The following is a 14,577-nucleotide window of genomic DNA, read 5'->3' on the forward strand; positions in this document are numbered from 1 at the left end:
ACAACTTCCAAGCTCACATGAAGCCCTTGACCACCTTGTCCATCAAGTCCCTGTTCGTCCCGCTTGTTTGCCTGACCCTGGTGTCCTGCGGTGGAGGAGGAGGGGGCGACGGCCCGAATGCTGCCCCTGAGCCTGCACTGGCAGGCGCGCTCACGCCAGAGTGCGGCGGGGGCAGTTGCGCAGCCGTCAACGCCAATACCTACAGCGGCTCTGGCATTGGCGTCTGGCGCTTCAACAACACCTCAGGCGCCGACGTCAGGTTCAATGTCGACATCGCCGGCGTGCCGGCCGGAAAAACCGCCACGCTGGTTTTTTCCAATGGCTCGCAGGCGACGGCGAGCCCGCCCTCGTCGGGCGTGCTTGCATCGCCGGTCACGCCTGCGTTGGCACCTGCATCAGCGGGCGCCGAGGCCGCTAGTTTTGCCGGCGCAGCGGCCAAGCCAGCCGGTCACGACGATGCACACACGCAAATGCTGGATAAAAACCGCGCGGTGGCAAGCGGGCTTATACGGTCGCGCACCACCACCCACGCGTCCAGCGACCTGGCCAGCAGCTTGCCCGGCGTGGCGCGGTTGTCGTTTTCTCCGGCGGTGGGAACGAACAAAAGCTGGATCGACAACTTTCCGGCAACGCCTGTTTCCTACCCAACCAGCGCGCAGTTTGTGTGCGCCTTGCCGACCGGTCGCAAGGTGGTGTGGTGGGTCGATCCGAACATCGTAGCGTCGGGAAAATTCACCCAGCCTGCGTTGGATGTCGCACTGAAAGCCATGCAGGATTCGTACTGCGGCCCTTCCGGTAGTGGTGGAGGCCTGGCACAACTTACCGCGCCCGCGCTGCTTAATGACGTTTGGGGTTCTGCCGCGTCTAGGTTCATTGACGTCATTCAAGACACGCCTTCCCTGCAAGACGTCAATGTCGTGCTGCTCAATGTCCCCCCCAACATCGGCTGGGCGGGCTATTTCTTTGCCGGCAACAACCTGCTTAAAACTTCTCGCGCCAGTTCAAACGAAGCGCTCGCGTTTTTTGTCAACGCTGACCAATTGAAAATCGACCTTAATTTCACGACGTCCACACTCCTGCATGAATCCACCCACATGGTGAACTTTTACCAGCGTGCGGTGGTGCGTGGCGTTGCCCACGACACCTGGCTGGAAGAGACTGCAGCGATGATGACAGAGGACATCGTGGCACCTGCAGTCATTGTTGGCGGCTACAACAAAATCATGAGCGTTCGGCTACCGGCCTATCTGAAGGCCGGAGGCAATGTCAGCTACCTCAATTGGCCGACGGCGCTGCTGGACTCCTCACCGCACTACGGGTTGGGCGGCGGGTTTGGCGCTTTCCTCAATCGCCGCTACGGTCTGGTTATTTACCAGCAACTGATCACGTCCTGCAGTGACGCGCCCGCCACTGCCTCGGCGCCGGCGCGGACCAGCTATGACTGTCTGGATGGATTAATCAAGGCCAATGGAGGCGCGGGCTTTAGCGATGAATTTTCCCGTTTTGGCGCGACCGTTTTTGGCCAGCTTCCCGCTGCTGGTGCACCCGCTGGCTATGGCTACCCCAGTGTGAAGGCAGGCGGTTATACGCTGCAAGCCAATGACCTTTCGGCTTCAGGCCCGCGGCCGCCTGCCGCACTTGCCTCGGGCTACACCGCAACATCCCAAACCTACCAGCGCGACACCATCGCCGCCGGAAAAACCAGCTACGTCCGCAATGGCGTGCTGGTGCCGGCCCGCACCACGCTGACGCTGGTCATCCAATGAAAGCGCCAGCGTTTTCTGCGCGTGCTGTGGCCGGCCTGCACTGCCTGCTGCTAGTCTCGGCGCTGGTGCTGACCGCCTGTGGCAACGGTGCCGGCAAGCCGAGCCGCGACAGTGCCGATGTCAGCGTCTCAGGCCATTTAACGCTGAAAGGTTCGCAGCCGGGCGCCTGGTGGGCGGTGACGGACGATAAGGGGCGCGTCTGGAAGATCGCCTCACCAACCCCGGAGCAGGTCGCGACCTTTCAGCAGGCGCAAAACCATCGCGTCAGCATTGAGGGACGTCGCCAAGCGAAGTACCTGAGCTTCGAGCAAATCCAGCCTTCCCGGGTCGTCGTAGCGCCTTGAAGTTGCACCGCACACTTGGGCGGTGTTGCGGCCAGAGCAATGCGCTGCAGATTCTGCCAACAATCCAAACCTTACACTTGCCGCATGCTTGTACTGGGAATTGAATCGAGTTGCGACGAAACGGGTGTGGCGCTGGTGGACACCGCCTGCGGCGCGGTGCCGCGCCTGCTGGCGCACGCCTTGTACAGCCAGATCGTCATGCACCAAGCCTACGGCGGCGTGGTGCCCGAACTGGCCAGCCGCGACCATATCCGGCGTGTGCTGCCGCTGACGCAGGAGGTGATGGCGCAGGCGCAGCGCGCGCTGGGCCAAGTCGATTTGATCGCCTATACCCGCGGGCCCGGCCTGGCGGGCGCGCTGCTGGTGGGCGCGGGCGTGGCCTGCGCGCTGGCCGCTGCGCTGGGCAAGCCGGTGCTGGGCATGCACCATCTGGAGGGCCATCTGCTGTCGCCTTTTCTGAGCGCCGACCCGCCGGAGTTTCCGTTTGTGGCGCTGCTGGTCTCAGGCGGCCATACCCAGTTGATGCGGGTTGACCGGGTGGGCAGCTACGAATTGCTGGGCGAAACCATTGACGACGCCGCCGGCGAGGCCTTTGACAAATCGGCCAAGCTGATGGGCTTGCCTTATCCCGGTGGGCCGCATCTGGCCAAACTGGCGCTGCAGGGTGACGGCGCGGCTTTCAAGCTGCCGCGCCCGCTGCTGCACAACGGCAACCTGGATTTTTCTTTTGCCGGCCTGAAAACCGCAGTGCTGACGCAGGCTAAAAAACTCGGGCTTGAACTGGAAAGCCGCAAGGCCGACCTGGCGGCCTCCGCGCAGGCGGCCATCGTCGAGGTGCTGGTTAAAAAATCATTGAGCGCCATGGCGCAGACCGGACTGAAGCGACTGGTGGTGGCGGGCGGTGTGGGCGCCAATGCCTTGCTGCGCAGCCAGCTCAACGCCGGCTGCCAGCAGCGCGGTGTGCGCGTGCATTACCCCGAGCTGGAATTTTGCACCGACAACGGCGCCATGATTGCCCTGGCCGCGGGCATGCGCCTGCAGGCGGGGCTAGTGAAATTGGACAAGCCGCAGCGCGGCTACACTTTTGATGTGAGGCCGCGCTGGAATCTTGCTGAACTGCAAGCTGAACCGGCCTTTGCCGGTTGATCTGCTGTTCGCCTGCTTGATTCAATCTCTATTCAACAACAAGCTGGCTGACGTTGCTGACTGGTATTTTCTTGCCAAGGCTGAGCGTCAACACCCCGTTTTCGAGTTTGGCGCTGCTGCTCGCCACGTCAATCTCCAGCGGAAAACGCCAGGCCGCTTTGACACTGCGGGCGGCGTCAGCCTTGCTGGACACGCGCACCACGTCGCCTTCAATGCCGATGTCCAACTGCTCTTTGGCAATGCCGGGAACATCAAGTTGCAGGCTGTAGGTTTTCTCCAAGTCTTGCACTTCAGCGGGCTGGGCCGCGCCGGTACCGGCGAGAGAAGAGACGGTGTCGCTGAGAAATTTTTGAAGGGCCTGATGGCTTGCGGCGGGCGCGTAGCTGCCGTTAAAACTGCGGGCAGGGCGGGTCGCGACTGAATAAAACATGGTTGTTTCCTTGATGGGTGAACAAGGGGAAAAGCTAAATTAAACGGCTGCGTTAAACCGCTGCTTCCCCTAAGATGCGCGGCGCTCACCGTGATTGCCGCTTGCACCTCAGTTAAGTGTGCGAACGATTTATTCAAGTGAAAAGAAGGATGGATTTGGAATGTATTTTTTAATGCGAAAGCTCTTGAAACCTGCGCTGCTGGCCCTAGGCCTGGGCGCCGCGCTGGCCGCAGCGGCGCAGCCGGCAACCCAGCCCATCCTTTCACCTCTTCCACCCCTTCGTATTGCGCTGATTGAAAGCCTGTCCGGGCCGTTTGCCAACACCGGTGAAGCCGTGTTTCGCAACCTCGTCTGGGCGAGCGAACGTGTCAATGCGCGCGGTGGCGTCAAACTCAAGGCCGGTGCGCGCGAACTGCTGGTTGAGCGCTATGACAGCAAAGGCCAGGCCGAGGACGCGCTGGCGGCACTGCGCTCAGCAATTGACGATGGCGTGACGGTGATTGCCCAAGGCAATTCGTCGGCCGTTGCAGCGGTGCTAATCGATGCCATCAACAAACACAACGAGCGCGAGCCAGGCAAGCGCGTGCTGTTCCTCAATTATTCGGCGGTCGATCCCATCTTGACGAATGAAAAATGCAGTTACTGGCATTTCCGTTTTGACGCCCATGCCGACATGCGCATGGCCGCGCTGATGGAGGTGCTGAAAGACGACAAGGCCGTCAAAAAGGTTTACCTGATTGGCCAGGACTACAGCTTTGGCCAGGCCGTGCTGAAGGAGGCGCGCAAACAGCTAGGCGCGCAGCGGCCTGACGTGCAAATCGTCGGTGACGAGCTGCACGCGATGGGCCGCGTCAAGGACTTCATTCCCTATGCCGTGAAAATCAAGGCCAGCGGCGCGCAGGCGGTGCTGACAGGCAACTGGGGCAACGATTTGACACTGTTGATCAAGGCGGCGAAAGAGGTCGGCTACGAAGGCAAGTTCTACACGTTTTACGGCAATGCGCTGGGCGTGCCGGCCGCACTGGGCGATGCCGGCGTCAACAAGGTGATCGCGGTGGCCGAGTGGTTTCCCAATGCTGACGGCGTGCCATCGGAGACCTTCTATCAATCGTTCCGCCAGCGCTTTCCCAAGCCGCAGGACGACTACGTGCACATGCGCATGCAGCTGATGATTGAAGCGCTGGCGCAAAGTTTCGAGAGGGCCGGCGTCAGCGATGCAACTGCCGTGGCTGCACAGCTGGAGCGGGCCACCGTCAGTCTTTCAGGTCAGCGCGGCACGATGCGTGCCGCTGATCATCAGTTCCAGCAGCCGCTGCAGGTGGCGCTGATGGGGCGGCAGGGCGCGCCTGGCGTGAAGTTTGACGTTGAAGGATCGGGTTACGGATTTCGTGTCATCAAGACGATTGCACCCGAGCGTGCCGAGCAGCCGCACGGCTGCAAGATGGTGCGGCCCTGAAGCTTCATCGAACCCGTTCAAAAAAAACGAAAGGCTGGCATGAGACAGGCAGTTTTGAATCTTGAAGAATCGATGATCCGCCAGGTGGCCAATGCGGGCATGGGGCGTAGCGATGTGCTGAAGTTCTGGTTTGGCGAGAGCGATGAGGTCACGCCGGCGTTTATCCGCGATGCCGCTGTCGCCTCGCTGCAGCAGGGCGAGACTTTCTACGCCCACAACCTCGGTTTGCCTGAGCTGCGCGAAGCCATCGCACGCTACGCGACGGCGCTGCGCACCCCGGGCGCCACAGCCATCGGCGCCGAGCGCATCGCCGTCACCTCCGGTGGAGTGAACGCCCTGATGCTGGCCGTGCAGGCGCTGGTCGATGCGGGCGACGAGGTGGTGGTAGTGACGCCGGTGTGGCCCAACCTGATTGCCCAGCCCGCCATCATGGGGGCGGTCGTCAAATGCGTGAGCCTCAAACCGGTGGCTGGTCAGTGGCAGCTGGACATGGCCGCGCTGCTGGCCGCAATCACCGACAAGACCCGGCTATTGATCGTCAACGCGCCGAATAACCCGACCGGCTGGACCTTGAGCCGAGCCGAGCAAGAGACGATTCTGGCGCACTGCCGGCGCACCGGCAGCTGGATTCTGGCGGACGAGGTCTATGAGCGGCTTTACTTTGAAGACACCATCAATGGCTGCGCGCCGAGTTTTCTGGACATCGCCAACCCCGAGGACCGGCTGGTCGTTGTGCACAGTTTTTCCAAGAGCTTTTTGATGACGGGGTGGCGCCTGGGCTGGTTGGTGATGCCGCCGGCCATAACGCCGCAGGTGGGCAAGCTGGTGGAGTTCAACACGTCCTGCGCACCGGTTTTTATTCAGCGGGCGGGCTTGGTCGCGCTGCAAAGAACCGGCGACGTCACGCCGCAGCTGGTGGCACACCTCAAAATTTGCCGGGACACGCTGGTGCCACAGCTGCAGGCTGTGCCGGGTGTCGAGGTCGCGCCGGCCAGAGGCGGTATGTACGCCTTTTTCAGGCTGGTGGACCAGCAGCGCTTTGGCGACTCGCTGGAGACTGCCAAGCGGCTGGTCGTGGAGGCCGGGCTGGGGCTGGCACCGGGCAACGCTTTCATGGTCAACCCCACAGCCGAGGCGCAAGGCTGGCTGCGCTGGTGTTTTGCCAGCCGGGATGTCGCCAGGCTGGAGCAGGGCGTGGGCCGGCTCAGGCGTTGGCTTGGGCTATAATCCAAGGCTCTGCGTTACAAAGGGCTTGGACCGAAGAAGCATCAGGCTTTTTGGCAGATATCACGACGAAGGTGGTCACCTCCCAATAGTGGGAAACACTGCCTCGCTCGCAAGTGCAACACAAGTTGCAAGAGGAAAATCCATGATCGCAAAATCAATCAAGGCCGAGATTGTTAAAGACAATGCCCGTTCCGCCACGGACACCGGCAGTCCTGAAGTTCAAGTTGGCCTGCTGACCGGTCGCATCAATGAATTGATGCCCCACTTCAAAACCCATGCCAAAGACCACCATGGCCGCCGCGGCCTGCTGCGCATGGTGAGCCGTCGCCGCAAGCTGCTGGACTACCTGAAATCCAAAGATGCTTCCCGTTATGTTGCGCTGATTGCCAAGCTTGGCCTGCGTAAATAAACGGTAAATCCAACAGGAAGCGCCTGAGTTAGTTCACTAGCTCAGGCGTTTTGCAGTTTAAATATGCAAAAAATTTCAGAAGTGCCCCCCGGCATAACTGACTTACTTCGGAGCAAGGCCAGACAAGCACGCGCTGTGTCATTCCACAAGATACGTCCTGCAATCCAGGTAGCCTGAAAGGCAGGCGTTTTGTGGAATGGCATCGTGCCCAATCTGCCACACCTTCGGGCTCCTTGCGCTGCCTTATGTGCTTAATTCGGTGCCTCACGGGTGCCTGAAACCATAGAGAGAAAAACATGAGTATTTTCAACAAAGTCACCAAATCCTTCCAGTGGGGCCAGCATAAGGTCACGATGGAAACCGGCGAAATGGCACGCCAGGCTGGCGGCGCAGTGCTGCTGGACATGGACGGCACCGTGGTGCTGGCTACCGTGGTGGCCAAGACCGAAGCCAAGCCGGGGCAGGACTTTTTCCCCCTGACCGTTGACTACCTCGAAAAAACCTACGCCGCCGGCCGCATTCCCGGCAGCTTCTTCAAGCGTGAAGGCCGTCCGAGCGAGTTTGAAACGCTGACATCCCGCCTGATCGACCGCCCCATTCGTCCGCTGTTTCCCGAAGGCTTCTTCAACGAAGTGCAGGTCGTGATTCATGTGGTGTCGCTCAATCCTGAAGTCGAAGGTGACATTCCGGCGCTGATCGCTTCGAGCGCAGCCTTGGCAATTTCCGGCATTCCATTCAACGGCCCGATTGGCGCCGCCCGCGTGGCCTACATCGACGGCCAGTATGTGCTGAACCCCGGCAAGACCCAGCTCAAGGATTCCACCATGGATCTGGTGGTGGCTGGTACCGAAGCCGCCGTGCTGATGGTCGAGTCCGAAGCCAAGCAGCTGTCCGAAGAAATCATGCTGGGCGCCGTGGTGTTTGGCCATGAGCAGGGCAATATTGCCATCAGCGCGATTCACGAACTGGTGCGGGATGCCGGCAAGCCGGTCTGGGACTGGAAAGCGCCAGCCAAAGACGATGTGCTGATCGCCAAAGTGGTTGCACTGGCTGAAGAAAAGCTGGTTGCCGCCTACCAGATCCGCAACAAGCAGGCCCGCACCCACGCCACACGTGAAGTGACCACCTGGACCAAGATGGGCCTGAAGGCCGAGGGCGTTGAATTTGACAGCGTGGCCGTTGACGGCATGCTTTTCGACATCGAAGCCAAAATCGTGCGCAGCCAGATTCTGGCCGGCGACCCGCGCATTGACGGCCGAGACACCCGCACCGTGCGCCCGATCGAAATCCGCAACAGCGTGTTGCCACGCACGCACGGCTCGGCCCTGTTTACCCGTGGTGAAACCCAGGCGCTGGTCGTGACCACACTGGGCACCGAGCGCGATGCGCAGCGCATCGACGCCTTGTCGGGCGACTACGAAGACCGCTTCATGCTGCACTACAACATGCCTCCGTTCGCTACCGGCGAAACCGGCCGTGTTGGCAGCCCGAAACGCCGCGAAATTGGTCATGGCCGTCTTGCCAAACGCGCGCTGATGGCGGTACTGCCAAGCAAGGAAGAGTTCCCGTACACCATGCGTGTGGTCAGTGAGATCACCGAGTCCAATGGCTCGTCGTCAATGGCGTCGGTCTGCGGTGGCTGCCTGTCGCTGATGGACGCTGGCGTTCCCATGAAAGCGCACGTGGCCGGGATTGCCATGGGCCTGATCAAGGAAGACAACCGCTTTGCCGTTCTGACCGACATCCTGGGCGATGAAGATCATCTGGGTGACATGGACTTCAAGGTTGCTGGCACCACTTTCGGTATCACCGCATTGCAGATGGACATCAAGATTCAAGGCATCACCAAGGAAATCATGCAGGTCGCACTGGCGCAAGCCAAGGAAGCGCGCATGCACATCTTGGGCAAGATGCAGGAAGCCATGGGCGAAGCCAAGGCCGAAGTGTCGGACTTCGCACCGCGCCTGTACGTGATGAAAATCAACCCCGAGAAAATCCGTGATGTGATCGGCAAGGGCGGCGCTGTGATTCGCGCGCTGACCGAAGAGACTGGCACTCAGATTAATATTGAGGAAGACGGCACCATCACCATCGCGTCGAACGACAGTGCGAAGGCTGACGAGGCCAAGCGCCGCATTGCCGAGATCACCGCCGAAGTCGAAATCGGCAAGGTCTATGAAGGCCCGGTCACCAAGATTCTGGACTTCGGTGCACTGATTAACCTGCTGCCCGGCAAGGACGGACTGCTGCACATCAGCCAGATCGCCCATGAACGTGTCGAGAAAGTCACCGACTACCTCAAGGAAGGCCAGATCGTTAAAGTCAAGGTTTTGGAAACCGACGAAAAAGGCCGCGTCAAGCTGTCGATGAAGGCTTTACTGGACCGTCCTGGTCAAAATCAGGACAACGGTTGATCTGCATCTGCTATCTATTTTGTAGCTGCTGACGCCCAATTTTATTGGGCTAACGGCACAAACTACTAGTAAAAATCATGAAAGCCATTGAAATTACTTCGTACGGCGCGCCTGACGTGCTGTGTCTGGGCACGCGTCCGGCACCGGTCGAAGCCGCTGGCGAAATCCTGATACGCGTGAGCGCCAGTGGCGTAAACCGGCCTGACGTGCTGCAGCGTACCGGCAACTATCCGGTTCCGCCCGGTGCCTCGGACATTCCGGGACTGGAAGTCGCCGGCGAAATCGTATCTGGCGATGCGCGAGCGATGGCCGAAGCCGGTTTCAAGATCGGCGACCGGGTCTGCGCGCTGGTCGCCGGTGGCGGTTATGCCGAGTTGTGCGTCGCACCTGTCGGTCAATGCCTGCCGGTGCCGCCTGGCCTGAGTGATGTGCAGGCGGCATCGTTGCCAGAGACTTTTTTCACGGTGTGGAGCAATGTCTTTGAACGGGCCCGCCTGCAGGCCGGTGAAACCCTGCTGATTCAAGGTGGCTCCAGCGGCATCGGCGTGTCGGCCATACAGATGGCCAAAGCGCTGGGCGCCACGGTGCTGGTGACCGCTGGCAGCGACGACAAGTGCGCTGCGTGCGTGGCACTGGGCGCCGACCATGCGATCAATTACAAGACCAGTGACTTTGCTGAAGAGGTGAATAAGCTGACGAACGGCAAGGGCGTCAACGTCATTTTGGACATGGTCGCTGGCAGCTACGTTGCGCGCGAAGTTCAATGCCTGGCCGAGGACGGCCGCCTGGTCATCATTGCGGTGCAGGGCGGCGTCAAGGCGGAGGTCAATGCCGGCCTGGTGTTGCGCAAGCGGCTGACGATTACCGGCTCGACCCTGCGCCCGCGTTCGCTGGAGTTCAAGACTGCGATCGCCAAGGCGCTGAGGGAAAAAATCTGGCCATTAATTGCCAGCGGTGCCATCAAACCGGTGATCCACAGCACCTTTGCTGCAGCTGATGCGGCCAAAGCGCACACGCTGATGGAATCCAACCAGCATGTCGGCAAAATTGTTTTAACTTGGTAACCCCATGAAAAAGCTGATCGCAGGAAACTGGAAAATGAACGGTAGCCTGGCCACCAATGAAGCCTTGATGCTTGCGTTGGCTCAGGGGCTGAGCACCAGGCCGGATTGCGACATTGCGGTGTGCGTGCCGGCGATTTACCTGGCTCAGGTGCAAGCGCTGAAATCTGCCCATCTTGGCCTGTCCGTCATTGAGCTGGGCGCGCAGGATGTTTCGGCGCAAGCCGCTGGCGCTTACACCGGTGAGGTGAGCGCAGCCATGCTCAAGGACATGGGTTGCCGTTATGTGACGGTGGGCCACTCCGAGCGCCGCCAATACCATTTCGAGACCGATGCTTTGGTGGCCGATAAGGCCAAAGCGGCGTTGGCCGTGGGCCTCACGCCCATCGTCTGCATTGGCGAAACCCTTGCCGAGCGCGAAGCCGGTCGTACCGAGGAAGTGGTCAAGCGTCAGCTGGCCGCCGTGATTCATACCAACGGCCACTGCATTAGCGAGATCGTGCTGGCTTATGAACCGGTGTGGGCCATCGGGACCGGCAAGACCGCCTCGCCTGAAGAGGCGCAAGCGGTTCACGCCGTGCTGCGAGCCCAGCTCAAAGCCGCGACCGATCAGTCGGCGCGCGTGAAAATCCTGTATGGCGGAAGCATGAATGCCGCCAATGCGGCTTTGCTGCTGGCGCAACCCGACATTGATGGCGGCCTGCTTGGCGGCGCTGCGCTCAAAGCCCCGGATTTCTTGACAATTATTGCTGCAGCCCACGTTTAACGGGCGCAGACCGCTATTAATTTTGGAGTAACCATGAACGTTGTATTGACCCTTATCCTCGCCGCACAAATGCTGTCCGCGCTCGTCATGATTGGCCTGATTCTGGTTCAGCACGGCAAAGGCGCCGACATGGGCGCCGCGTTTGGCAGCGGCGGCTCGGGCAGCCTGTTTGGTGCGAGTGGTAGTGCCAACTTTTTGTCGCGCACCACGGGCGTCCTGGCGGCGGTGTTTTTTGCTTCTACCTTGCTGCTGGCCTACTTTGGTAATGCGCAACCGCGCTCCGGTTCCAGCGTTCTGGAAGGTGCTGCCATCACGGCGCCGGCGCCCGCAGTAGCCGCTTCTGGTGCAGCGCAAATTCCCGGAACCAACGCACCGGTGACAAGCAGCGCCGCTGTGCCGGCGCCACCTGTACCTGCCGCATCGGGTGCCGCGCAAATCCCGACGAAATAAGGGCATTGTGCTGCGGCTTCCGGGCGGGAGTCGCCAAATTTCAGGGTAAACTCTAAGACTGACTGGAAAGCTAAAAACCGCAAGGTTTCCTCATGCACTCCAGGCAGTTAAGCACCGCGGACGTGGTGAAATTGGTAGACACGCTATCTTGAGGGGGTAGTGGCGAAAGCTGTGCGAGTTCGAGTCTCGCCGTCCGCACCAGATTGATAAGCATTGGCAGTAGCGCCCAGCGCCGCCGTCAATTCAAAGGCAAACTGGTATGAGTTGCCCTGGCACCTGGCAGGCAACTTGCCAGAAATTGAATTCACGATGAACCTTGATCAATACCTTCCCGTTCTCCTGTTTATTCTGGTCGGCGTGGGTGTAGGTGTTGCGCCGCAAGTGCTTGGTCGTCTGTTGGGGCCTGTGCGCCCTGACGCTGAGAAAAATTCCCCTTACGAGTGCGGCTTCGAAGCCTTCGAAGACGCCCGCATGAAGTTTGACGTGCGCTACTACCTCGTCGCTATCCTTTTTATTCTTTTTGATCTCGAGATCGCGTTTCTTTTCCCGTGGGCGATTGCGCTTAAGGAAATCGGGCCGGTAGGTTTCTGGTCGGTCATGATTTTCCTGGGCATTTTGGTCGTGGGTTTTATCTACGAGTGGAAAAAAGGTGCTCTGGACTGGGAATGAGAAAGAACTTGGAAAAAGACCCGACAGGGTCCTTGCCATAAAGGTACAGTTATGTCACTTGAAGGTGTTTTCAACGAAGGCTTCATGACCACGAGCTATGACTCCGTGGTCAACTGGGCCAAGACCGGCTCGCTTTGGCCCATGACCTTCGGTCTGGCCTGCTGCGCAATTGAAATGATGCATGCCGGCGCAGCGCGTTACGACATTGATCGCTTTGGCATGCTGTTTCGTCCCAGCCCGCGCCAGTCTGATCTGATGATCGTCGCCGGTACGCTGTGCAACAAGATGGGCCCGGCTTTGCGCAAGGTCTACGACCAGATGGCCGAGCCGCGCTGGGTGTTGTCCATGGGTTCCTGCGCCAACGGCGGCGGTTACTACCATTACAGTTATTCAGTGGTTCGCGGTTGCGATCGTATCGTGCCGGTGGATGTGTATGTGCCGGGTTGCCCGCCGACTGCTGAAGCGCTGCTATACGGCATCATCCAGCTGCAGCAAAAAATCCGCCGCACCAACACGATTGCGAGGGCTTGATGCCGTCTTTAACGCCCGTTTCCGCTCAGCAGCTTGGCGAGTCCGTCGCTGCAGTGCTTGGCGCCAAAGTCAAAAGTTTGAAAGTTGCGCTGGGTGAAGTCACGGTGACCGTGGCTGCAGCCGATTATCTGGCGGCTGCAACGCTGTTGCGTGACACGGCGGGTTGCCAGTTCGAGCAGCTGATAGACCTTTGCGGCGTGGATTATTCCGAATACAAGGATGGCCAGCATGAGGGCTTGCGCTACTGCGTGGTGTCACATCTACTGTCGGTGAGCCTCAATCAGCGTGTACGCCTTAAGGTGTTTTGCAGTGACGACGATTTTCCTGTCGTTGATTCGCTCCAGGGGATTTGGAACTCAGCAAACTGGTTTGAGCGCGAAGCGTTTGATCTGTTTGGCGTTGTCTTTGAAGGCCACAACGACCTTCGCCGTATCCTGACCGACTACGGCTTCATTGGCCATCCTTTCCGCAAGGACTTTCCGACCACGGGTCACGTGGAAATGCGTTATGACTCCGTCCAGAAGCGGGTGATCTACCAGCCCGTAACCATCGAACCACGAGAAATCACGCCACGCGTGATTCGCGAGGACAACTACGGCGGCCTTCATTAAGCCGCGCTGGCTCGGGTGACGAAATAAAGACGACATGGCTGAAATCAAAAACTACACGCTCAATCTTGGACCGCAACATCCTGCGGCGCACGGCGTATTGCGCCTGGTGCTGGAGCTTGACGGCGAGGTGATCCAGCGCGCCGACCCGCACATCGGCCTGTTGCACCGCGCCACCGAAAAGCTGGCTGAAAGCAAAACTTACATCCAGTCGCTGCCGTACATGGACAGGTTGGACTATGTGTCCATGATGTCCAACGAGCATGCTTATTGCTTGGCCATCGAGAAGTTGCTGGGCGTCGATGTGCCTGTCCGTGCGCAATACATACGCGTGATGTTCGATGAGATCACGCGACTGCTCAACCATCTGTTGTGGCTGGGCGCGCATGGTTTCGACTGTGGCGCGATGAATATCCTGATTTATTGTTTTCGCGAGCGCGAATCATTGTTTGACATGTACGAGGCCGTTTCGGGCGCTCGCATGCATGCGGCTTACTACCGGCCGGGCGGCGTTTACCGCGACCTGCCGCAAAGCATGCCGCAGTACCGGGTCAGCAAAGTCAAGAACGCCAAGGCGATTGATGCGCTGAATGAAAACCGCCAGGGTTCGCTGCTCGACTTCATTGACGACTTCGTAGGCAAGTTTCCGGGGTATGTGGACGAATACGAAACGCTGCTGACCGATAACCGCATCTGGAAACAGCGCACTGTCGGGGTCGGCGTGGTGTCGCCAGAGCGCGCTCTTAACCTCGGCTTCACCGGACCGATGCTTAGAGGTTCTGGCTTCGCATGGGATTTGCGCAAGCAGCAGCCTTACGAAGTTTATGACCGCATGGATTTCGACATTCCTGTCGGCAAGACGGGTGATTGTTACGACCGGTACCTGGTCCGCATTCAGGAGATGCGTCAGTCCAACCGCATCATCAAGCAGTGTATTGACTGGCTGCGCGTCAACCCCGGCCCCGTGATTACCAGCAACCACAAGGTCGCGGCGCCTGATCGCGAGTCGATGAAATCCAACATGGAAGAGCTGATTCACCACTTCAAACTCTTCACCGAAGGTTTTCACGTGCCCGAGGGCGAGTCTTATGCCGCGGTCGAGCATCCCAAGGGCGAGTTCGGCATTTACATCGTCAGCGATGGCGCCAACAAGCCTTACCGGCTGAAGATTCGTCCGCCCGGTTTTTCGCATCTGGCATCCATGGACGAGATGTCGCGTGGTCACATGATCGCCGACGCCGTCGCCATCATCGGCACCATGGACATAGTGTTCGGCGAAATTGACCGCTAATTCTCAGGA

The 14,577-nt window shown here is 59.5% G+C and carries 15 protein-coding genes and 1 tRNA gene; 15 read left to right on the forward strand and 1 reads right to left on the reverse strand.

The window, feature by feature from the left end; translation table 11 throughout:
* Positions 1 to 17 precede the first annotated feature (17 nt).
* The 3 genes from HHJ18_RS13575 (at position 18) to tsaD (ending at position 3,256) form a co-directional block, all read left to right on the forward strand.
* On the forward strand, positions 18 to 1,766 hold the full coding sequence (locus tag HHJ18_RS13575; protein ID WP_296916091.1) for a hypothetical protein: 1,749 nt from the start codon (positions 18 to 20) through the stop codon (positions 1,764 to 1,766).
* On the forward strand, positions 1,763 to 2,110 hold the full coding sequence (locus tag HHJ18_RS13580) for a hypothetical protein (RefSeq protein ID WP_296916093.1): 348 nt from the start codon (positions 1,763 to 1,765) through the stop codon (positions 2,108 to 2,110). The genes HHJ18_RS13575 and HHJ18_RS13580 overlap by 4 nt, the downstream gene beginning before the upstream one ends.
* A gap of 84 nt (positions 2,111 to 2,194) precedes the next feature.
* The gene (gene tsaD / locus HHJ18_RS13585; protein ID WP_296916095.1) at positions 2,195 to 3,256 is read left to right on the forward strand and encodes a tRNA (adenosine(37)-N6)-threonylcarbamoyltransferase complex transferase subunit TsaD; all 1,062 of its coding nucleotides are present in this window, start codon (positions 2,195 to 2,197) and stop codon (positions 3,254 to 3,256) included.
* Positions 3,257 to 3,284: 28 nt separating this feature from the next.
* Here the strand turns inward: tsaD and HHJ18_RS13590 are convergent, their stop codons facing one another.
* Positions 3,285 to 3,686 carry an Hsp20/alpha crystallin family protein gene (locus tag HHJ18_RS13590; protein ID WP_296916097.1) on the reverse strand — a complete coding sequence of 134 codons (402 nt, stop codon included), beginning with the start codon at positions 3,684 to 3,686 and terminating at the stop codon, positions 3,285 to 3,287.
* Positions 3,687 to 3,858: 172 nt separating this feature from the next.
* Between HHJ18_RS13590 and HHJ18_RS13595 the strand changes: the two genes are divergently transcribed.
* From HHJ18_RS13595 to HHJ18_RS13650, 12 genes are all read left to right on the forward strand, one after another.
* Positions 3,859 to 5,142, forward strand: coding sequence for a branched-chain amino acid ABC transporter substrate-binding protein (locus HHJ18_RS13595; RefSeq protein WP_296916099.1), 1,284 nt, complete (start codon positions 3,859 to 3,861; stop codon positions 5,140 to 5,142).
* Between the two features lie 6 nt (positions 5,143 to 5,148).
* On the forward strand, positions 5,149 to 6,369 hold the full coding sequence (locus tag HHJ18_RS13600; protein WP_296916616.1) for a pyridoxal phosphate-dependent aminotransferase: 1,221 nt from the start codon (positions 5,149 to 5,151) through the stop codon (positions 6,367 to 6,369).
* A 142-nt stretch (positions 6,370 to 6,511) separates the two neighbouring features.
* Positions 6,512 to 6,778 (forward strand): 30S ribosomal protein S15, encoded by a 267-nt coding sequence (gene rpsO, locus HHJ18_RS13605; protein WP_296916101.1) that lies wholly within the window; start codon positions 6,512 to 6,514, stop codon positions 6,776 to 6,778.
* A gap of 296 nt (positions 6,779 to 7,074) precedes the next feature.
* Positions 7,075 to 9,192, forward strand: coding sequence for a polyribonucleotide nucleotidyltransferase (pnp, locus tag HHJ18_RS13610; protein ID WP_296916103.1), 2,118 nt, complete (start codon positions 7,075 to 7,077; stop codon positions 9,190 to 9,192).
* 77 nt (positions 9,193 to 9,269) lie between these two features.
* Positions 9,270 to 10,256: an NAD(P)H-quinone oxidoreductase gene (locus HHJ18_RS13615; protein ID WP_296916104.1), complete on the forward strand. Its 987-nt coding sequence runs from the start codon at positions 9,270 to 9,272 to the stop codon at positions 10,254 to 10,256.
* Between the two features lie 4 nt (positions 10,257 to 10,260).
* The gene (tpiA, locus tag HHJ18_RS13620; RefSeq protein WP_296916106.1) at positions 10,261 to 11,019 is read left to right on the forward strand and encodes a triose-phosphate isomerase; all 759 of its coding nucleotides are present in this window, start codon (positions 10,261 to 10,263) and stop codon (positions 11,017 to 11,019) included.
* A 33-nt stretch (positions 11,020 to 11,052) separates the two neighbouring features.
* Positions 11,053 to 11,469 (forward strand): preprotein translocase subunit SecG, encoded by a 417-nt coding sequence (gene secG / locus HHJ18_RS13625; protein WP_296916108.1) that lies wholly within the window; start codon positions 11,053 to 11,055, stop codon positions 11,467 to 11,469.
* Between the two features lie 116 nt (positions 11,470 to 11,585).
* Positions 11,586 to 11,670: transfer RNA gene (locus HHJ18_RS13630), tRNA-Leu, on the forward strand.
* 108 nt (positions 11,671 to 11,778) lie between these two features.
* Entirely contained in the window at positions 11,779 to 12,138 is a 360-nt protein-coding gene (locus tag HHJ18_RS13635; protein ID WP_296916618.1) for an NADH-quinone oxidoreductase subunit A, read from the forward strand.
* A gap of 51 nt (positions 12,139 to 12,189) precedes the next feature.
* Positions 12,190 to 12,669: an NADH-quinone oxidoreductase subunit B family protein gene (locus HHJ18_RS13640; protein ID WP_296916109.1), complete on the forward strand. Its 480-nt coding sequence runs from the start codon at positions 12,190 to 12,192 to the stop codon at positions 12,667 to 12,669.
* Complete coding sequence (locus HHJ18_RS13645; RefSeq protein ID WP_296916111.1) at positions 12,669 to 13,280, forward strand: NADH-quinone oxidoreductase subunit C; 612 nt, start codon at positions 12,669 to 12,671, stop codon at positions 13,278 to 13,280. The genes HHJ18_RS13640 and HHJ18_RS13645 overlap by 1 nt, the downstream gene beginning before the upstream one ends.
* Before the next feature lie 34 nt (positions 13,281 to 13,314).
* Complete coding sequence (locus HHJ18_RS13650) at positions 13,315 to 14,568, forward strand: NADH-quinone oxidoreductase subunit D (RefSeq protein ID WP_296916112.1); 1,254 nt, start codon at positions 13,315 to 13,317, stop codon at positions 14,566 to 14,568.
* Positions 14,569 to 14,577 lie beyond the last annotated feature (9 nt).

The organism is Polaromonas sp. (genome assembly GCF_012927455.1).
In the GTDB taxonomy this organism is placed as follows: domain Bacteria; phylum Pseudomonadota; class Gammaproteobacteria; order Burkholderiales; family Burkholderiaceae_C; genus Polaromonas.